General features: G+C 71.4%; 15 protein-coding genes. 13 read left to right on the top strand and 2 right to left on the bottom strand.

The window, feature by feature from the left end; all coding sequences use genetic code 11:
• Positions 1-118 precede the first annotated feature (118 nt).
• A complete protein-coding gene (locus H2038_RS08095) occupies positions 119-439 on the top strand; it encodes a hypothetical protein (RefSeq protein WP_292111417.1) in 321 nt (106 codons plus the stop codon).
• A 13-nt stretch (positions 440-452) separates the two neighbouring features.
• On the opposite strand, the gene lepA is transcribed toward H2038_RS08095, so the two are convergent.
• The gene (gene lepA / locus H2038_RS08090) at positions 453-2261 is read right to left on the bottom strand and encodes a translation elongation factor 4 (RefSeq protein WP_292111415.1); all 1809 of its coding nucleotides are present in this window, start codon (positions 2259-2261) and stop codon (positions 453-455) included.
• A gap of 223 nt (positions 2262-2484) precedes the next feature.
• On the opposite strand from lepA, the gene H2038_RS08085 reads away from it, so the two are divergent.
• From H2038_RS08085 to H2038_RS08070, 4 genes are all read left to right on the top strand, one after another.
• On the top strand, positions 2485-3633 hold the full coding sequence (locus H2038_RS08085) for an efflux RND transporter periplasmic adaptor subunit (protein ID WP_292111412.1): 1149 nt from the start codon (positions 2485-2487) through the stop codon (positions 3631-3633).
• Between the two features lie 9 nt (positions 3634-3642).
• Positions 3643-6738, top strand: coding sequence for an efflux RND transporter permease subunit (locus tag H2038_RS08080; protein ID WP_292111409.1), 3096 nt, complete (start codon positions 3643-3645; stop codon positions 6736-6738).
• A 165-nt stretch (positions 6739-6903) separates the two neighbouring features.
• Positions 6904-7575: a 2OG-Fe(II) oxygenase family protein gene (locus H2038_RS08075; protein ID WP_292111407.1), complete on the top strand. Its 672-nt coding sequence runs from the start codon at positions 6904-6906 to the stop codon at positions 7573-7575.
• Positions 7576-7628: 53 nt separating this feature from the next.
• Positions 7629-8099 carry a hypothetical protein gene (locus H2038_RS08070; RefSeq protein ID WP_292111405.1) on the top strand — a complete coding sequence of 157 codons (471 nt, stop codon included), beginning with the start codon at positions 7629-7631 and terminating at the stop codon, positions 8097-8099.
• 87 nt (positions 8100-8186) lie between these two features.
• Here the strand turns inward: H2038_RS08070 and H2038_RS08065 are convergent, their stop codons facing one another.
• Positions 8187-10805: a TonB-dependent receptor gene (locus H2038_RS08065; protein ID WP_292111402.1), complete on the bottom strand. Its 2619-nt coding sequence runs from the start codon at positions 10803-10805 to the stop codon at positions 8187-8189.
• 437 nt (positions 10806-11242) lie between these two features.
• Here H2038_RS08065 and H2038_RS08060 point away from each other — a divergent pair, with 437 nt between their 5' ends.
• The 8 genes from H2038_RS08060 (at position 11243) to H2038_RS08025 (ending at position 19358) form a co-directional block, all read left to right on the top strand.
• Positions 11243-14110, top strand: coding sequence for a monovalent cation/H+ antiporter subunit A (locus tag H2038_RS08060; RefSeq protein WP_292111400.1), 2868 nt, complete (start codon positions 11243-11245; stop codon positions 14108-14110).
• A complete protein-coding gene (locus H2038_RS08055) occupies positions 14107-14454 on the top strand; it encodes a Na+/H+ antiporter subunit C (RefSeq protein WP_292111398.1) in 348 nt (115 codons plus the stop codon). Before H2038_RS08060 ends, H2038_RS08055 begins: the two co-directional genes overlap by 4 nt.
• On the top strand, positions 14451-15992 hold the full coding sequence (locus tag H2038_RS08050; protein ID WP_292111396.1) for a monovalent cation/H+ antiporter subunit D: 1542 nt from the start codon (positions 14451-14453) through the stop codon (positions 15990-15992). The genes H2038_RS08055 and H2038_RS08050 overlap by 4 nt, the downstream gene beginning before the upstream one ends.
• Positions 15989-16480, top strand: a complete 492-nt coding sequence (locus H2038_RS08045; RefSeq protein WP_292111394.1) for a Na+/H+ antiporter subunit E — start codon at positions 15989-15991, stop codon at positions 16478-16480. The genes H2038_RS08050 and H2038_RS08045 overlap by 4 nt, the downstream gene beginning before the upstream one ends.
• Positions 16477-16752 (top strand): K+/H+ antiporter subunit F, encoded by a 276-nt coding sequence (locus H2038_RS08040; RefSeq protein WP_292111391.1) that lies wholly within the window; start codon positions 16477-16479, stop codon positions 16750-16752. Before H2038_RS08045 ends, H2038_RS08040 begins: the two co-directional genes overlap by 4 nt.
• A complete protein-coding gene (locus H2038_RS08035; protein ID WP_292111388.1) occupies positions 16749-17180 on the top strand; it encodes a Na+/H+ antiporter subunit G in 432 nt (143 codons plus the stop codon). The genes H2038_RS08040 and H2038_RS08035 overlap by 4 nt, the downstream gene beginning before the upstream one ends.
• 49 nt (positions 17181-17229) lie before the next feature.
• Positions 17230-18633, top strand: a complete 1404-nt coding sequence (locus H2038_RS08030; RefSeq protein WP_292111384.1) for a protein adenylyltransferase SelO — start codon at positions 17230-17232, stop codon at positions 18631-18633.
• Between the two features lie 302 nt (positions 18634-18935).
• Complete coding sequence (locus H2038_RS08025) at positions 18936-19358, top strand: DoxX family protein (RefSeq protein ID WP_292111382.1); 423 nt, start codon at positions 18936-18938, stop codon at positions 19356-19358.
• Positions 19359-19464: the final 106 nt, after the last annotated feature.

Below are 19464 nucleotides of genomic sequence, written 5' to 3'. Positions count from 1 at the left end.
TCGCCGGCGGCGTCGGTGTGGCCCTGAATCTCGAGGTAGACGTTGCGGTCCCGGCGCCGGCGAGGGCGGCGGCGGCGCGGGCGGCGGCGGCGGAGCGGCCGGCGGCGGGCCCTGCGACATGGTCGGCCGGCTGGAGCGGGCCCTGCGCGACGATCCGGAGGTGGCGGCGGCGGCGCGGCGGGCGCTGGCCGGGACCGGCGGCGGCCGGGCGCTGCTGGTCTGGAACGGCGACTGGGTCACGGCCCCGGGCGAGGCCGGCAAGGGGCTGGCCGGGGTGCGGCAGGCCCTCGCCGTGGAGACCGCCTTCAGCCCGCCCGACTGCCGCCGCCAGACGGTGCGCGGCTATGCGGTGCTGGCGCTGGGCGACGGGCCGGAGGCGGTGCGGCTGGCGCTCGGCCCCGGCCGCTGGCGGTGGAGTGACCTGACGGGGGCGCGCTGAGCGACCGCCGGGGTCAGTCCTCGTCCATCTTCAGGGCGGCGATGAAGGCTTCCTGCGGGATCTCCACCTTGCCGAACTGGCGCATCCGCTTCTTGCCCTCCTTCTGCTTCTCCAGAAGCTTCTTCTTCCGGGTGGCGTCGCCGCCGTAGCATTTGGAGGTCACGTCCTTGCGCAGGGCGCGGACGGTCTCGCGGGCGATGATCTTGCCGCCGATGGCCGCCTGGATGGGGATCTGGAAGAGGTGGGGCGGGATCAGCTCCTTCATCTTCTCGACCATGCCGCGGCCGCGGGTCTCGGCGCGGCTGCGGTGGACCAGCATCGACAGGGCGTCGACCGGCTCGGCGTTGACGAGGATGTTCATCTTCACCAGGTCGCCGGGGCGGTAGTCGGCCAGCTCGTAGTCGAAGGAGGCGTAGCCCTTCGAGATCGACTTCAGCCGGTCGTAGAAGTCGAAGACGACCTCGTTCAGCGGCAGGTCGTAGACGACCATGGCGCGCGTGCCGACCCAGGTCAGCTCCTTCTGCTCGCCGCGGCGGTCCTGGCACAGCTTGATGACGCCGCCGAGGTACTCCTCCGGGGTCAGGATGGTGGCCTTGATCCACGGCTCGCGGATCTCGACGATCTGCATCACGTCGGGCAGGTCGGCCGGATTGTGCAGGTCGATGTGCGAGCCGTCGCGCAGCTCGATCTTGTAGACCACCGAGGGGGCGGTCGCGATCAGGTCGAGGTTGAACTCGCGGCTGAGGCGCTCCTGGATGATCTCCAGGTGCAGCAGGCCGAGGAAGCCGCAGCGGAAGCCGAAGCCCAGGGCGGCCGAGGACTCCATCTCGTAGGTGAAGCTGGCGTCGTTCAGGCGCAGGCGGGCGATGGCCGCGCGCAGGTCCTCGAAGTCGGCGGCGTCGACCGGGAAGAGGCCGCAGAAGACCACCGACTGGACCTCCTTGAAGCCCTTGAGCGGTTCGGCGGTGGGGCGCTTCTCGTCGGTGATGGTGTCGCCGACGGCGGCGTGGGCGACCTCCTTGATCTGGGCGGTGATGAAGCCGACCTCGCCCGGGCCGAGCTGATCGACCGGGGTGTTCTTGGGCAGGAAGACGCCGACGCGGTCGACCAGGTGGGTCGAGCCGTTCTGCATGAACTTGACCCGCTGGCCGGCCTTGAGCACGCCGTCGAAGACGCGGACCAGCAGCACCACGCCGAGGTAGGGGTCGTACCAGGCGTCGACCAGCATGGCCTTCAGCGGGGCGGCGGCGTCGCCCTTCGGCGGCGGCAGGCGGGTGACGATGGCCTCCAGCACGTCCTCGATGCCGATGCCGGACTTGGCCGAGCACAGCACGGCGTCGGAGGCGTCGAGGCCGATGACCTCCTCGATCTGGGCCTTGACCCGCTCGGGCTCGGCGGCGGGCAGGTCGATCTTGTTGAGGACCGGGACGATCTCGTGGTTGTTGTCGATGGCCTGGTAGACGTTGGCCAGGGTCTGGGCCTCGACGCCCTGGGAGGCGTCGACGACCAGCAGCGAACCCTCGCAGGCGGCGAGGGACCGGCTGACCTCATAGGCGAAGTCGACGTGGCCGGGGGTGTCCATCAGGTTGAGGACGTAGTCGTGACCGTCCTTGGCCTTGTAGGTCAGGCGCACGGTCTGGGCCTTGATGGTGATGCCCCGCTCCTGCTCGATCTCCATGTTGTCGAGGACCTGCTCGCGCATCTCGCGCGCGGTCAGGCCGCCGGTGAACTGGATCAGCCGGTCGGACAGGGTCGACTTGCCGTGATCGATGTGGGCGACGACGGAGAAGTTGCGGATGCGGTCGATGGGCGGGGTCGGCATGGCGCGGCGCCTAGCACGGGCGCAGGAAAAGCGCCAACGGCCCCTCCGCGATGCAACCGACGGCTACTGATTTTGTTACGGATTACTTCGTCGTAAGGGCCCGCAAGGCGGGTTTCGCCGGAGCGCGGGAAACGCTATTCAACGGCGGATGACAACCGGGCGCCCGAGCGGCGGCCCATCGCGCGCGCCGGCGCCCTCCTCCGCCGGCCCAAGGGGATACACCGTGGCCATCAGCCTCCGCCTCCACCGGACCCTGGCGACCCTCGCCCTGACCGCCGGCCTCGGCGCTCTCGCCGCCTGCGGCGGGCACGGCGACACAGGCGCCGAGAAGGCCCCCGCCGGCGGGCAGACGGTGACGGTGATCTCGCCGACGCTGCAGGACCTGCCGCGGGTGGTGAACGCCTCCGGCACGATCTCGGCCTGGGAGGAGGTGCCCGTCGGGGCCGAGACGGGCGGTCTGACCGCCACCTCGGTGCTGGTCGACGAGGGCTCCTACGTCAGGCAGGGGCAGCCGCTGGTGCAGATGAACGACGCCCTGCTGCGCGCCCAGGTGCGGCAGCAGCAGGCGGCGGTCCAGACCGCGGAGGCCAATGCGGCGCGCGACGACGCGGCCCTGGCGCGGGCGCAGGAGCTGAAGGAGCGCGGCTTCCTGAGCCAGGCCTCGCTGGACACGGCTTTGGCCAACCAGCGGGCCTCGCAGGCCAATCTGGCGGCGGCCCGGGCGGCGCTGGGGGAGACGCAGACGCGGCTGTCGCAGGCCACCCTGCGCGCCCCGGTGTCGGGGCTGGTGATCAGCCGCAGCGTCACCCGCGGACAGATCGTGGCGGCCGGGACCGAGCTGTTCCGCATCGTCCGCGACGGGCGGCTGGAGCTGGACGCCCGGGTGCCGGAGACCGAGCTGGGGCTGGTGCAGGCCGGACAGGGCGCGACCATCTCCTCGGACGAGGTCGGCCAGACCACCGGGCGGGTGCGGATCGTCACCCCGGAGGTCGACGCCGAGACCCGGCTGGGGGTCGCCCGCATCGCCCTGAACGGCGCCGGCGGCTTCCGCCCCGGGATGTTCGCCCGCGCCCGCATCGAGGCCGGCAGCCGCCCCGCCCTGACGGTGCCGACGGCGGCGGTGCTGTACCGCGAGAACCGCGCCGGGGTGTTCGTGCTGGCCGACGGGGGCGTGGTTCGCTTCCAGCCGGTCACCGTGCTGTCGCGGGCGGAGCAGCGCACCGCGGTGGAGGGCCTGCCCGCAGGCGTGCGGGTGGTGGTCGAGGGGGCCGGCTTCCTCGCCGACGGCGACCGGGTGCAGGTGGCGGCCGCGGCCGCGCCGGCCCGCGCGCCGGCGGCCGCGCCGGCCGCCGCCCCCGCCGCGAAGAAGTAGGGGCGAGGCATGCGCAACATCTCGTCCTGGTCGATCCGGAATCCGATCCCGATCATCCTGCTGTTCGTGCTGCTGACCCTCGCCGGGGTGGTCGGCTTCATGGGCATGCGGGTGAACAACAACCCCGACATCGACTTCCCGCTGGTGGCGGTGACGGCGGTGCGCCCCGGGGCCGCGCCGAGCGAGATGGAGGTGCAGGTCACCCGGCTGATCGAGGATTCGATCTCGGGCCTCTCCGGCGTCCGGCACATCTATTCGAACATCTCGGACGGGGTGTCCTCGACGACCATCGAATTCGAGCTGTCGACGGACACCGAGCGGGCGACGAACGACGTCCGCAACGCCATGAGCAGCGTGCGGGCGTCGCTGCCGCAGGACATGCAGGAGCCGACGGTCCAGCGCATCGACATCACCGGCGACGCCCTGATCACCTGGGTGGTGCGCTCGCCGACCATGACGCCGGAGGAGATCAGCTGGTTCGTCGACAACGAGGTCAGCCGCGCCCTGCTCGGCCTCGGCGGCGTCGGCGAGGTCAATCGCTCCGGCGGGGTGGATCGCGAGATCCGGGTCGAACTGGACCCCGACCGCCTCGCGGCCTTCGGCGTCACCGCCCAGTCGGTGAGCCAGGCCCTGACCGCGGTGAACAGCGACATGCCCGGCGGCCGGGTGACGGTGTCGGGTTCGGAGCGGTCGATCCGCACCCTCGGCGCGGCCGGCTCGGTCGATCAGCTGCGCGAGACCCTGATCCCGCTGGGCGGCGGCCGCACCGTGCGGCTGGGCGACCTCGGCACGGTCGAGGACAAGTGGACCGAGCCGCGCCGGCTGGCCCGCTACAACGGCCAGGAGGCGGTGACCTTCAACTTCCTGCGCTCGCGCGAGGCGTCGGAGGTCGACCTGGCGAAGAAGGTCCGGGCCGAGGTGGCGCGCATCGACGAGGCCCACCCGGAGCTGGAGATCTCCCAGGTCACCTCGAGCGTGAAGTATATCGAGGAGAGCTACCTCGCCTCGCTGGAGGCGCTGGCGCTGGGCGCGGCCCTCGCCGTGGTGGTGGTGTTCATCTTCCTGCGCGACTGGCGGGCGACGGTGATCGCGGCGACGGCCATGCCGATGTCGCTGATCCCGACCTTCGCGGTGCTGGCGCCGATGGGGCAGTCGCTGAACGGCGTGACCCTGCTGGCCCTGTCGCTGACCATCGGCATCCTCGTCGACGACGCGATCGTGGAGATCGAGAACATCGTCCGGCACATGCGGGACGGCAAACCGCCCTACCCCGCCGCCATGGAGGCCGCCGACGAGATCGGCCTGGCCGTGCTGGCCACCACCTCGACGATCGTCGCGGTGTTCGCCCCGGTGGGCTTCATGCCGGGGATCATCGGCCAGTTCTTCAAGGCCTTCGCCCTCGCCGCCTGCGTGTCGGTGCTGTTCTCCCTGCTGGTGGCGCGAACGCTGACGCCGCTGATGGCGGCCTACATGCTCAAGCACAGCAAGCACGAGGACCGCGATCCGCCGTGGATGGCCAACTATCTGCGGGCGCTGAAGTGGACCCTGGGCAACCGGTGGAAGGTGTTCGTGGCCGGGATCGCCTTCCTGGTGTCCTCCTTCGTGCTGGCCGGGGTGGCGCAGCTGTCGTTCGAGTTCATGTCGCCGGCGGACGAGTCGCGCGCGGCCTTCCAGGTCGAGCTGCCGCCGGGTTCGACCCTGCGCCAGACCGACGCCGTGGTGCAGCGGGTGACGCGCGAGCTGCGGGCGCGGCCGGAGGTGACCTCGGTCTACGCCGCCATCGGCGGCCAGGACGTCAACCAGGCCAACGTCTATGCGGACATGGTGCCCAAGGGGGACCGCGACCTGAGCCAGCAGGAATTCCAGCGGGTCATGGTCGACGAGTTCAAGGGCATCCCCGGCATCCGGGTGCGGGCCGGCATCGCCCAGCAGGGCGGCGGCCCCAGCGACGGGACCAGCTACACCTTCGCCATCCTCGGCGACAATCCGCAGACGCTGAACGCCGCCGCGCGCGCGGTCGAGCGCGACATGCGCGGGGTGGAGGGGCTGGCCAATGTGGTCAACACCGCCGCCATCGCCCGGCCCGAGATCCTGATCACGCCGCGCGCGGACCGGGCCGCGCTGGCCGGGGTGTCCACGGCGGACATCTCCCAGGCGATCCGCGTCGCCACCATCGGGGACGTCGAGCAGGCGCTGCCCAAGTACAATCTCGGCGACCGCCAGGTGCCGATCCGGCTGCAGCTGACCGAGGAGGCGCGCAACGAGCTGTCGGTGCTGGAGACCCTGCAGGTGCCGACCGCCACCGGCGGAACGGTGCCGCTGGGGTCGGTGGCCGACATCCAGTTCGGGGCGGGGCCGGCGACGGTCAGCCGTCAGGACCGCTCGCGCATCGCCTCGATCACGGCGGAGCTGGAAGGGATCACCACCGGCGCGGCGTCGCAGCGGGTGCAGCAGCTGCCTTCGGTGCAGAACCTGCCCGCCGGGGTGCGGCAGGTGCCGGCCGGGGACGCCGAGTTCATCCAGGAGATGATCACCGGCTTCGCCATCGCCTTCAGCTCGGGCATCCTGCTGATGTACGCGGTGCTGGTGCTGCTGTTCAAAAGCTTCGCCTATCCGGTGACCATCATGGCGGCCCTGCCGCTGGCCGTCGGCGGGGCGATCATCGCCCTGGCGATCTCGGGAACCAGCTTCTCCATGTCGGCCCTGATCGGGGTGCTGATGCTGATGGGCATCGCGGCCAAGAACTCCATCCTGCTGGTCGACTATGTGATCATGGCCGAGAAGGACGGGATGCCGCGGTACGACGCGATCCTCGACGCCGCCCACAAGCGGGCCCGGCCGATCCTGATGACCACCTTCGCCATGGGCGCGGGCATGGTGCCGGTGGCGATCGGCTGGGGCGCCGACGTGGAATTCCGCGCCCCGATGGCCATCGCCGTGCTGGGCGGGCTGATCTCGTCGACCTTCCTGTCGCTGCTCTACATCCCGTCGATCTTCACCATCGTCGACGACCTGGCGGGGTGGGTGAAGCGGCGGCTGGGCGGCCGGCTGGCGGCGCGGCGGATGCAGACGGCGGAGCGGCCGGCGGCGCAGGAACAGGCCTGATCGCGCCGGCGGCCTTTCCCGCCGAAAACGCGGGAATTGCAAAAGTTTAACTTGCGGGGCGCGGCCACGGCGGCCTTTGTGCGGGCCTGATCCTCGAGGCCGCACGTGTCCCCTGCCCTCTCCCTTCGCCTCGACCCGACGTTGAGGGCCGCGGCTCTTCGGCCGGTGTTCCAGCGCCATCGGCGGCTGCACATCCCCGGGATCCTCGAAGCCCCCAGCGCGGCCGCGCTGCACGCCGCCCTGCGGGAAGCGGGCGGCTGGACCCGTTCGATCCACCTCGAGGACGGCCGGGACGTCGACCTCAGCGTGGAGGAGCTGGAGGCGCTGCCCGATCCCGAGCGGATCGAGCTCGAGCGGGCGCTCGCCGATTCGAGCACGGACCGGCTGCAGTACGTCTTCGACACCGTGCGCATCTCGGCCGAACTCGGCGCAGGTCGCCCCGTCGCGGCGCCGATGCGGGCGATCCACGACTTCATCAACGGTCCCGCCTTTCTCGGCATGGCGGCGGAGCTGACCGGCGACGACCGCCTGGCTTTCGCCGACGTGATGGCCACCCGGTACCTGCCGGGCCACTTTCTCACCGCGCACGGCGACGAGAATCCGCTGGAGCGCCGGCTGTACGCCTATGTGCTCAATCTCACGCCCGGCTGGCGCGCGGACTGGGGCGGCGTGCTGATGTTCCTGGACGACGACGGCCACGTCGCCGAGGGGTACGTCCCCGCCTACAATGCGCTGAACCTGTTCGCGGTCCCGCAGACCCACGCCGTCTCCATGGTCAGCCGGCTGGCGCGGACGCCGCGGCTGTCGATCACCGGCTGGATCCACGCCGCGGCCTGAGGGCGATTGCGGCGAACTTGCGGCGAAGCGTTACAGTCCGGTAAGGTCCGGTCATGCGCGCGCATGCCGATGTCCAGGTGGAGCCGAGGTCGTCCGGAAACGGACGCCGCCTGCGGATCTCCGCGCCGCCGGCGATCGGGACGCCGCTCGCCTGGGAGGCGGCGGAGGGCCACGCCCGGAGCGGGGCGCCTGCGGATCTGGTCGCCTACGCCGCCTCGGCCCTCGCCGCCGAGGGCCTCCGGCTGAAGGACCCGCCGGTTCTGCTCCGTCATGGCCCGGGCGACCACGGCCTGCCGCCGCTGGCGGGAGGCGACGGTTACGCCTTCGCCATCGACCTGACGGACGCGCGCCGAACCCTCGACGGCGGCCTGCTGCTGTTCGTCGACGGGGACGGCCGGGCCGAGGGCTGGCGCGCCGAGGCGGGCGCCCTGACCCTGTGGCGCGGCGCGGATCCGGTGCTGACGGAGATGGCGCCCGGGGCCCCGCAGCGACTCACCCTCGTCGGCCGCGCCACGCCGGTCTGACGCGCCCGGCGCGCTCGCCCTCGCCGCAAAGAGAAAGCCGGCCGGGTCGCCCCGGCCGGCTGCCGCCTCCCGCAGGGAGACAGGGACTCAGTACTTCAGGCGCAGGGTCACGCCGTAGGTGCGCGGCTGGCCGAGGTAGGCGTCGTAGGTCTGGGTATCCAGCGCCGGGTTGTAGTAGGTGCCGTTCGGCTGGACCGTGGTCTGGAAGGCCGAGCCCTGCAGCGGGCCGTTGTAGGCGACCTGCACGTACTCCTCGTCGGTCAGGTTCTGCCCCCAGATCTCGACGGTCCAGTGCTCGTCCGTCGGACCGAAGGAGATGCGGCCGTTGAAGGTCGTGAAGGCGTCCTGCTGCTTGTAGGGCAGCAGGTCGGAGCCGGTGTTGTAGTCCGACATGTACTTGGCGGCCAGGGAGAAGCCGGCGCGCATGTTGTTGGCGAAGTCGCGATCGTAGTTGATCGAGGCGGTCGCCGACCACTCCGGCGCGAACGAGGCCGTGGCGCCCGGCAGCAGCGACAGCTGCGGGAAGTTGCCCGGGTTGGTCAGGTCCGCGGCGGTGAACTCGCCGTACTCGGTGTTCGTCCAGGTGACGCCGCCCTGCAGGCTCAGCCCCTCCATCGGGGTGAACCACAGGAAGTCGGCGTCGACGCCGCGCGAGGTCAGCTCGGGGATCGACTCCACCACGAAGGCGGTGCCGAGGAAGGTGTTGAGCTGGAAGTCCGAGAAGGTCTGGTCGAAGTAGGTCGCGTTCAGCAGCAGGGAGCGGTTGAGCAGGGTCATCTTCACCCCCGCCTCGTAGCTGTCCACGACTTCCGACGGGAACAGCAGGGAGGCGGTCGGGGTGATGCCCGACTGCACGCGATCGAGGTTGTAGCCGAAGCTCTTGTAGCCGCGGGCGTACGAGACGTAGGCCATGACCGCGTCGCTGAAGCGGTAGGAGCCCTTGATCGTGCCGCTCAGCTCGCCGTCGTCGAAGGACTCGCTGATGACCCGGTTGTTGAAGGCGGCGTTGGCCCACGGCAGACAGATGTTGCCGATGACCGTCGAGGCGGTGCTGGCGCTGAGGAAGGCGGTGCCGAGAGCCGTGGCGTTGGCGATGGCGGCGGCGCAGGTCGTGCCGTTGCCGTTCAGGTTCTGCTGCCGCCCGTCGAGGCTCTTCTCGTCCATGGTGTAGCGCAGGCCGAACGTCAGGTCGAACTGGTCGGTCACGCGCCAGGTGTTGTTGGTGAAGATCGCGTACGAGGTCGATTCCTGCTCGTAGGCGTCCTGATAGCCGTAGCCGACCGTGAAGACCGGGCCGGTGGCGGCCAGCGGGCTGGCGGCCGGCTGGGTTCCGCCGGTGGCCAGACAGCCCTGGATCTGCGGGGCGGTCGTGCCCGGGCGGGTCAGACAGCCGATGATCGAGGGGCTGATCGCGAACGCCGGGTTCGCGGCGTTGAAGCGCGAGCTCAGCAGGAACGACATGAACGGGGTGTAGTCCGCGCCGTAGTACCAGCTGTCGGTGCGGCCGATGTCCTCCTTGGTGGCGAACAGGCCGACCAGCCAGTCGAAGCGGTCGGTCTGGCCGGCGAGGCGCAGCTCCTGGGTCAGGTTCTCGACCGTGTACCCGTAGCCGCCGTTCTGCTCGCGGTAGGCGATGTCCGCGCCGGTGTAGTCGACGTCCATGCCGATGTCGCCGGACCAGTCGCGCCACGAGGTGATCGAGGTCAGGGTGGCGTTCATCGACGGGATGTCGATGTTGGCCTCGGCCGAGAGGCCCCTGTCCTCGATGTCCTGGCCGGTGCCGCGGTTGGCGTAGGCCTGACGCGAGAACGGCAGCGGCCCGAAGCCCGGCGCCGGCGGGCGCTGGCCGGGGCCGGCCGACAGGGCGTCGATGAACGGATAGGTCGGGCCGGTGCGGATCTGCACGCCGGTGCAGCAGTACTCGTCACGCGTCGTGTAGTCGGCGATGATCCGGACCGAGGTGTTGTCGTTCGGCAGCCAGAGCAGCTGGCCGCGGGTGGTCATGAAGTCCTGGTTCTGGTCGTCCAGCTCGGTGCGCGGCCCGTCGCCCAGGTCCACGCCGTAGAAGCCGTCGCGCACGCGGTGGCCGGCGTACAGACGGAAGGCCAGCTGGTCGGTCAGCGGACCGGTCACCGAGCCCGACACGCCGAGGGCGCCGTAGTTCCCGCCGGTCAGTTCGGCCGAGGCCCCGGGGGTGAAGGAGGGGGCTTCGGTGATGATGTTGATGACGCCGGCCGAGGTGTTCTTGCCGAACAGGGTGCCCTGCGGCCCCTTCAGCACCTCGATGCGCTGCAGCTCGCCCAGGTCGCCGAAGCCGACCGAGTTGCGCGAACGGTAGACGCCGTCGATCACCACGCCGACCGAGCTCTCCAGGCCGGGGTTGTCGCCGACCGTGCCGACGCCGCGGATGCGGGCGGTGGTCGAGGCTTCCGACTGGGTGGAGGTGACGGTCATGCCCGGCGTCAGGATCTGCAGATCCTTGATGTCGCGGACGCCGGCGTCGTCGAGGGTCTCCGCCGAGAGGCTGGTGACCACGATCGGCACGTCCTGCAGGTTCTGCTCGCGCTTCTGGGCGGTGACGATGATGTCGTCGATCGTCGTCGGCCCCTCCTGGTCCTGGGCGGCGGCGACGCCGGCGAAGCCGAAGGCGCAGGCGCCGACGACGGACGCCGAAACGGTGGTGCGAAGAAGATTGGTAAGGCGCATGCACGGCTCCCCGACGTTGGTCGGGCGTCCGCGGACGCCCGGCGTTTCCTGGTCCCTGGTCCGCGCCCTTACATGGAGCGCGAAACTCCAGCATCCGGGGTAATCCAAGCCGGAGTCAGCGACAAGGAGCGGCGACCGGTCACGCCGTATTTCAACCGTGGGCAGGCCCGGACTGTGACGCAAAAGCGACAGAAATCGATGACCTTACGTCAATATTCGTGCCGATCGGGCGGCAGTAATGGATCGCCGGCGACAGGATCGTTGCGCCGGCGGGCAGTGTTCGGCGCCGCGCCGGCCGGACCGCGGCGAAGCCCCGGCGGGGGCCGGCTGCGACCGATCGCGCGACCGAATTGGGCCGAAAGGGGGAGAAATCCGCGCCAAGCCCCTCTATCAAGGCGGGCCGCGCCCCGCCTGTCCCCCGCTTCCGAGGCCGACTGTTGCTGTTTCTGCTCGCCCTGCTTCCGCTGATCGGCGCCGCCGCGCCGGCGCTCGCCATGCGCGGCGGCCGCAATGCGGCGGCCCTGGCGGCCGGGACGGTGACGCTGGCGGCGCTGGCGACGCTCGCCGCGCTGGCCCCCGCCGTGATGGCCGGCGAGACGCTGCGGGCGGGGGTCGCCTGGATTCCCGCCCTCGGGCTGAACCTCAACCTGTTCCTCGACCCGCTGGGCCTGATGTTCGCCGGGATGATCCTCGGCATCGGCCTGCTGGTCATCGTCTACGCGCGCTTCTACCTGGCGGCGGCCGATCCGCCGGGCCGGTTCTTCAGCTATCTGCTGCTGTTCCAGGGCGCGATGCTGGGCATCGTGCTGTCGGACAACGTCCTGCTGCTGCTGGTCTTCTGGGAGCTGACCAGCCTCTCGTCCTTCCTGCTGATCGGCTTCTGGCGTCAGTCGGCCGAGGCGCGGCAGGGGGCGCGGATGGCGCTGACCATCACCGGCGGCGGCGGCCTGGCCCTGATCGGGGGGCTGCTGATCCTCGGGAACATCGCCGGCTCCTACGACCTGACGGTGATCCTGCAGCAGAGGGAGGCGATCCAGGCCTCGCCCCTGTACCTGCCGGCCCTGCTGCTGATCCTCGGCGGCTGTTTCACCAAGTCGGCGCAGTTTCCGTTCCACTTCTGGCTGCCGCACGCCATGGCCGCGCCGACGCCGGTCAGCGCCTATCTGCACTCGGCGACCATGGTGAAGGCCGGGGTGTTCATGCTGGCGCGGCTGTGGCCGGTGCTGGCGGGGACCGAGGCCTGGTTCCTGATCGTGGCCACCACCGGCCTGGTCACCATGGTGTTCGCCGCCTGGGTGGCCCTGTTCAAGGACGACCTGAAGGGGCTGCTGGCCTATTCGACGATCAGCCACCTGGGCTTTCTGACCATGCTGTTCGGCATCGGCACGCCGATGGCGGCCGTGGTCGGGGTGTTCCACATCCTCAACCACGCGACCTTCAAGGCGGCGCTGTTCCTCAACGCCGGCATCGTCGACCACGAGGCGGGGACGCGCGACATCAAGCGTCTGGGCGGGCTGTTCGGCCTGATGCCGATCGCCGGGACCCTGGCCCTGATCGCCGGCCTGTCGATGGCGGGAATCCCGCCGCTGAACGGCTTCATCTCCAAGGAGATGATGCTGGAGGAGGCGGCGCACACCGTCTGGGTGGGCCAGCCGTGGGTGTTCCCGGCGCTGGCGACCCTGGGGGCGCTGCTGTCGGTCGCGTATTCGCTGCGCTACATCGTCCACGTCTATTTCGGCCCGCGCCGCGACGACTATCCGAAGACGCCGCACGATCCGGGCGTCGGCCTGTGGGGGCCGCCGGCGGTGCTGACCGCGCTGGTCGTGATCATCGGCCTGTTCCCGGCGCTGACCGCGGGGCCGCTGGTGGACGCGGTCGCCGGGGCGGTGACCGGCGGCGCCGCGCCGCACGTGCATCTGGCGCTCTGGCACGGGGTCAAGCCGGCGCTGTTCATGAGCCTCGCCGCCATCGCCCTGGGGGCGGCGGCGCTGGTCGCGCACGGACGGCTGGAGCGCCTCTTCGCCGCCGTCGGCCTGCCCGCGGCGAAGGCGCTGTTCGAGGCGGCGGTGGACGGCGGCGCCGCGCTGGCCCGGCGGTTCGTGGAGGCGACGCACAACGGCTCGCTGCAGCGGGCGATGGCGGCCCTGATCGCGACCTGCGTCGGCGTCGGCTTCGCCGGCGTGCTGGGCGGCGGCTTCAGCGTCGGCGGCCGGCCGGGGGTCGAGGCCTCGCCGGCGGCGGTGGCGGCCTGGGCGGCGCTGGTGGCGGCGACCGCCCTGGTGGTCGTCAACCACCGCGCCCGCTACCTGTCGCTGATCTACGTCGGGATCGTCGGCCTGGTGATCTCGCTGGCCTTCGCCCACCTGTCCGCGCCGGACCTCGCCCTGACCCAGATCTCGGTCGAGGTGGTGACGATCCTGCTGATGCTGCTGGCGCTCAATCTGCTGCCGAAGACCACGCCGGCGGAGAGCCGGCCGTGGCGGCGGGCGCGCGACGGGGCGCTGGCGTGCGCCGCCGGCCTCGGCGCCGGCGGGGCGGCCTGGGCGGTGATGACCCGGCCGCTCGACAGCATCTCCGGCTATTTCTGGGACAACGCCTATTCGGGCGGCGGCGGGACGAACGTGGTCAATGTGATCCTCGTCGACTTCCGCGGCTTCGACACCTTCGGCGAGATCATCGTGCTGGGCGTCGCGGCGCTCGGCATCTTCTCGCTGCTGGAGACGGTGGCCACCGGGGCCAGCGGGCGGCGGCTGGCGCTGTGGAAGCCGGATACGGTGCGCTCGCCCGAGCACCACCCGATGATGCTGGTGGTCGCCACCCGCCTGCTGCTGCCGCTGGCCGTGGCGGTGGGGCTGTACATCTTCCTGCGCGGTCACAACCAGCCGGGCGGCGGCTTCATCGCCGGCCTCGTCGTCTCGATCGCCATCCTGATGCAGTACATGGCCTCGGGCTTCACCTTCGCCGACCAGAGGCTGCGCGCCGACCACCACAGCCTGATCGGGGCCGGGGTGCTGGTCGCCGCCGCCACCGGCCTGGGGGCGCTGGCGTTCGGCCAGCCGTTCCTGACCAGCGCCTTCGACTATTTCACCCTGCCGCTGATCGGCGAGTTCGAGCTGGCCACGGCCATGCTGTTCGACATCGGGGTGGCCCTGACGGTGATCGGGGCGGTGATGCTGGCCCTCGCGCAGCTGTCCCAGGTGGCGCAGCGGGCCGAGAAGGCGCCGCCGCCGGAGACGCTGGAGGCGATGGACGTCGACCCGTCGCGTGCGCCGCCCGTCCCGTCGCCGAAGGAGGCCGGCCGATGACCCTCGAGATGCTGGTCGCCTCGTCGATCGCCATTCTGACCGCCGCCGGCGTCTATCTGGTGCTGCGCGGGCGGACCTTCCCGGTGGTGCTGGGGCTGGCCTTCCTGTCCTATGCGATCAACCTGTTCCTGTTCGCCATGGGCCGGCTGGTGGTGAACCGGCCGCCGATCTACGACAAGGCGGCCGAGGCCTACACCGACCCCCTGCCCCAGGCCCTGGTGCTGACCGCCATCGTCATCGCCTTCGGCATGACCGCCTTCGTGGTCGTGCTGGCGCTGCGGACCTTCCTCGAAACCGGCTCCGATCACGTGGACGGCCGCGAGGATGCGGAGGCCGGCTCGTGACCGCCTTCGTTCCCTGGCTGATCGCGGCCGCTGTGGTGCTGCCGGCGGTGATGGGGGCCGGCATCCTGCTGGCGCTGCGCCATCGGCTGGACGCCTCGCGCGTCGCTTCCCTGGCCTCGTGCCTGACGCTGGTCCTGATCGCCGCGGCGCTGGTCGTCGAGGCCTCCGGGGGCGGGGTCACCAGCTACGAGCTCGGCGACTGGCCGGCGCCGTTCGGCATCGTGCTGGTGCTGGACCGGCTGTCGGCGATGATGCTGCTGCTGACCTCGGTGCTGGCCCTGGTCGTGATGGTCTATGCGGCGTCCACGGGGATCGACCGGAAGGGCTGGCACTTCCACCCGCTGTTCCAGTTCCAGCTGCTTGGCCTGAACGGGGCCTTCCTGACCGGCGACCTGTTCAACCTGTTCGTCTTCTTCGAGGTGCTGCTGATCGCCTCCTACGGCCTGCTGCTGCACGGGCAGGGGCCGCTGCGGCTGAAGGCGGGGGTGCAGTATGTGGTGATCAACCTCGTCGGCTCGACCCTGTTCCTGATCGGGGTAGGCCTGCTGTACGGCGTGACCGGCACCCTCAACATGGCCGATCTGGCGGTCCGCGTGGCCGCCGCCCCGCCGGCCGACCACGGCCTGATCGCCGCCTCGGCCCTCGTGCTGGCAGTGGTGTTCGGCCTCAAGGCGGCGGTGGCGCCGCTGCACTTCTGGCTGCCCGGCGCCTACGCCGCCAGCACCGGCGCGGTGGCCGCCCTGTTCGCGGTCATGACCAAGGTCGGGGCCTACGCCCTGATCCGCACGGGCACGCTGATCTTCGGCGCCGACGCCGGACCGCTGGCCTTCCTGACCGGGCCGTGGCTGCTGCCGGCGGCGCTGGCGACGGCGGCCATCGGCTTCACCGGCCTGTTCGCCGCCCGGGCCCTGCGCGAGATGGCGGCCTGGGCGGTGGTCGGCTCGATGGGCGTGCTGCTGGCGGCCATCGCCGTGTTCCGGGTCGAGGCCATGGGCCCGGCGCTCTACTACCTGCTGCATTCGACCTTGGCCGGGGCGGCCCTGTTCCTCGTGGTCGACCTGATCGCCGCACGTCGCGGCGCGCACCGGGACGCCCTGACCGTCGCGCCGCGCTTCCGCCAGTGCGAGCTGCTGTCGGGCCTGTTCTTCCTCGCGGCGATCGCCGTCGCCGGCCTGCCGCCGCTGTCCGGCTTCGTCGGCAAGCTGCTGATCCTCGACGGGGTGCGGGCGGCGCCGGGGGCGGCGTGGATCTGGGCCACGGTGCTGGTCACCACCCTGCTGGCCGTGCTGGCCTTCGCCCGGGCCGGCAGCCGGCTGTTCTGGAAGAGCGCGGAAGTCGGCGGCGAGATCGAGATGCGCGCCCTGCGCGGGCCCGTCGCCGGTCCGGCCGCGGCGGCGGCCCTGCTCGCCGCCCTCGTCGCGCTGACCGTCCTCGGCGGGCCGGTCAGCGCCTACACCGGGGCGGCCGCCGCCCAGCTGTTCGCGCCGCAGGCCTATGTCGAGGCGGTGCTGGGCGGGACCGCGGGAGGCGTCCGATGATCCGCCGCCTTCTGCCCCACCCGGCCCTGAGCGTGCTCGTCGGCGTCGTCTGGATGCTGCTGGTCAACGAGCCTTCCTCCGGCGGCCTGTTTCTCGCGGCGGTCTTCGCCGTGCTCGTGCCGCTGGCGACCAGCCGGTTCTGGCCGGACCGCCCGAGGATCCGCTTCGGCCGGGCCGCGCTGGCCTATCTGGGGATCGTCCTGCTCGACATCCTGATCGCCAACTTCCAGGTCGCCTGGGTCATCCTGACCCGGCGCAACCGCGACCTGCGCGCCCGCTGGCTGGTGGTCCCGCTGGCGCTGCGGTCGCCGGAGGCGATCACCGTGCTGGCCGGCACGATCAGCCTGACCCCCGGCACCGTCACCAGCGACGTCTCCGCCGACGGCCGGGCCCTGCTGGTGCACGCGCTCGACGTGGCGGATCCGGAGGCGGAGATCGCCCGCATCAAGGCGCGCTACGAATCGCGCCTGCTGGAGGTGTTCCCATGACGATCCTGTCGGCGGGGCTCGGCTTCGCGCTGGCGTGCATCAGCCTGGCCATCCTGCTCAACCTGTTCCGGCTGGTGCGGGGGCCGACCTCCGGCGACCGCATTCTGGCGGTCGACACCCTGACCATCAACGCCATCGCCCTGATCGTGGTGTTCGGCGTGGCCCATGCGACGAAGATCTATTTCGAGGCGGCCCTGCTGCTGGCCATGGTCGCCTTCGTGGGCACCGTGGCCTACTGCAAATTCCTGCTGCGGGGAGACATCGTCGAATGAGCCTCGCCGCCGAGATCGTCATCGCCGGCCTGCTGATCCTGGGCGGCGCCTTCATCCTGGTCGGCTCCTGGGGGCTGGCCCGGCTGCCGTCGCTGATGACCCGGCTGCACGGGCCGACCAAGGCCAGCACCCTGGGCGTTGGGGCCTGCCTGATCGGCTCGATGATCTACTTCCCCGCCTCGGGCGCGACCTTGTCCGCCCACGAGCTGCTGATCACCATCTTCCTGTTCCTGACCGCGCCGGTGTCGGCCAACATGATCGCCAAGGCCCACCTGCACCGCCAGGGGCACGGCATCGACCCGAATCCGGCCGACGGCATCGTCAGCGGCCTGCCGGCGCCGCCGTCGGGCGGCGACTGGGCGACCTTCCACGGGGCGGCGGAGGACGACGACGCGCCGCCGGCGCACGGCGACGCCGCGGCCCCCTGAGGCGGCCGTCGAGGTTGCAGCCTTCGGCCGGCGGGCGCATTTGCCCGCCATGCCCGTGTCCCCCGCCTACCGCCCCGAGCCGCGCTTCTTCGATCTCGGGGAGGACTATGGCGACGCCGTCCGGCCGGCCTCCTTCCCGCAGACGATCCTGCGCTTCCGCAACGACCGGGCGGCGGCGACGGTGGGGCTGGAGACGCTGGACGACGCTGGCTGGATCGCCGCATTCGGCCGCTTCGAGCCCCTGCCCGGCCAGCCGGGACCGGTGGCGATGCGCTACCACGGCCACCAGTTCCGCACCTACAATCCCGACCTCGGCGACGGGCGGGGGTTTCTGGCGGCGCAGCTGCGGGCGGACGACGGGCGGCTGCTGGACCTCGGCACCAAGGGCTCGGGTCAGACGCCGTGGTCGCGCGGGGCCGACGGGCGGCTGACGCTGAAGGGCGGGGTGCGCGAGGTGCTGGCGGCGGAGATGCTGGAGGCGCTGGGCGTTCCGACCAGCCGCGCCTTCAGCCTGATCGAGACCGGCGAGGCGCTGGAGCGGGGGGACGAGCCCTCCCCGACCCGCTCGGCGGTGCTGGTGCGGCTGTCGCACAGCCATGTCCGGTTCGGGACCTTCCAGCGGGCCGCCTACTTCGGCCGGACGGACATGATCGAGGCCCTGGTCGAGCATGCCCGGGCGCTCTACCACCCGGAGGTGGAGGGCGGGGACGTCCCCGGCTTCCTCGCGGCGGTCGTGGCGGCCTCGGCCCGGCTGACGGCGCGATGGATCGCGGCGGGCTTCGTGCACGGGGTGCTGAACACCGACAACCTGAACGTCACCGGCGAGAGCTTCGACTACGGGCCGTGGCGCTTCCTGCCGTGGTACGAGCCGGGGTTCACGGCGGCCTATTTCGACCAGACCGGGCTGTACGCCTTCGCGCGCCAGCCCGAGGCGGTGTTCTGGGCCCTGACCCAGCTGGGCGGGGCGCTGAAGACGGTCGCCGCGGCGGAGCCGCTGACCGCGGCCCTGAACGGCTTCGGGCCGGCCTACATCCGCGAGCTGCGGGCCGCCTTCCTCGAGCGGCTGGGGGTGAAGAGCCTCGGCGAGGCGGCCGACCAGCGGCTGCTGGACACGACCCTGGCGCTGCTGCGCGAGGGCGGCGAGGGGCTGCGCTGGGAGCCGCTGTTCCACGACTGGTTCGGCGGCTTCGCCTCCTCGGCCCGGGCGCTGCGGGGGCCGCGGGCGAAGACCTACCAGGGGGAGGCCTTCGACGCCTTCCGCTTCGCCCTGTTCGAGCACGAGCCGGACCGGCCCGAGCGGCTGGAGCATCCGGTCTTCGCCCGCCCCGAGCCGGAGGAGATGCTGATCGACGAGGTCGAGGCGATCTGGGCGGCGATCGACGCCGGGGACGACTGGGGGCCGTTCGAAGCGAAGATCGACCGGGTCCGGGCGGCCGGCGCCGCCCGCCGCTGAGCCGCTGCTGACAGCAGGGCGGCAGCAGGCTGGCAGTAGACGGGAGGGGTCCGAAGCGCTGCCCCGGTGAGCCGATGACCTGCCCCGCCTCCCCCTGCTCCGACGCCGGCCGGCGCCCGCCGCCGGCCCGCGGCGCATTACAACGAATTATAGGTGCGGCCACGCTTTGGCCGCCGGCGCTCCGCACAAGGCGGTCACGGATGGTTACGCTTCCGGCCGCCCCCCTTGCGGAGACGGCCGGGCAAACCGATCTCACCACTGTTACCAATCAAGAAGAGCGCCCCTCCCCGGGCGTCGCACATATGACTTCCCAGGCCCTCTCCCCCGCCCGCTCGCGGCTGAATGCGAGCTACCGCAACCTGACCCTGTGGACCCTGCAGGGCTGGATCGCGATGTTCTTCATCGCCGCCGGCTACGCCAAGGTGACCGAGCCGATGACGAACCTCGTCGAGCTGATGCGCTGGCCGGCGTTCGCGCCGGAGAACCTGGTGCGCGGCCTGGGCGTGGCCGAGATCGTGCTGGCTGTCCTGGTCCTGGCGCCGCTGGTGTCGTGGAAGCAGGGGCGGCCGCTGCTGGTGGTGGCCGCCGCCGGCCTGCTGGCGCTGGAGGTGATCATGCTGGCGCTGCATGCGCTCGGCCTGGAGTTCGGGCTGGCCGCGACCAACCTGGCGCTGATCGCCATCACCGCGCCGGTGCTGTGGATGCGGGCGCGGGAAGTGCGCTGAGGCGCAGGCGGCAGGCAGCAGGCAGCAGGCAGCAGGCCGAAGCGGCGGTGGCGCGGCGGGTCGAGGACGGGTCACAACAGATTCTGCTGCCTGCTGCCTGCCGCCT

Origin of the sequence: Brevundimonas sp. (assembly GCF_013912005.1) — a bacterium.
Classification (GTDB): Bacteria; Pseudomonadota; Alphaproteobacteria; order Caulobacterales; family Caulobacteraceae; genus Brevundimonas.
This window is presented reverse-complemented; position numbering and strand designations above follow the sequence as displayed.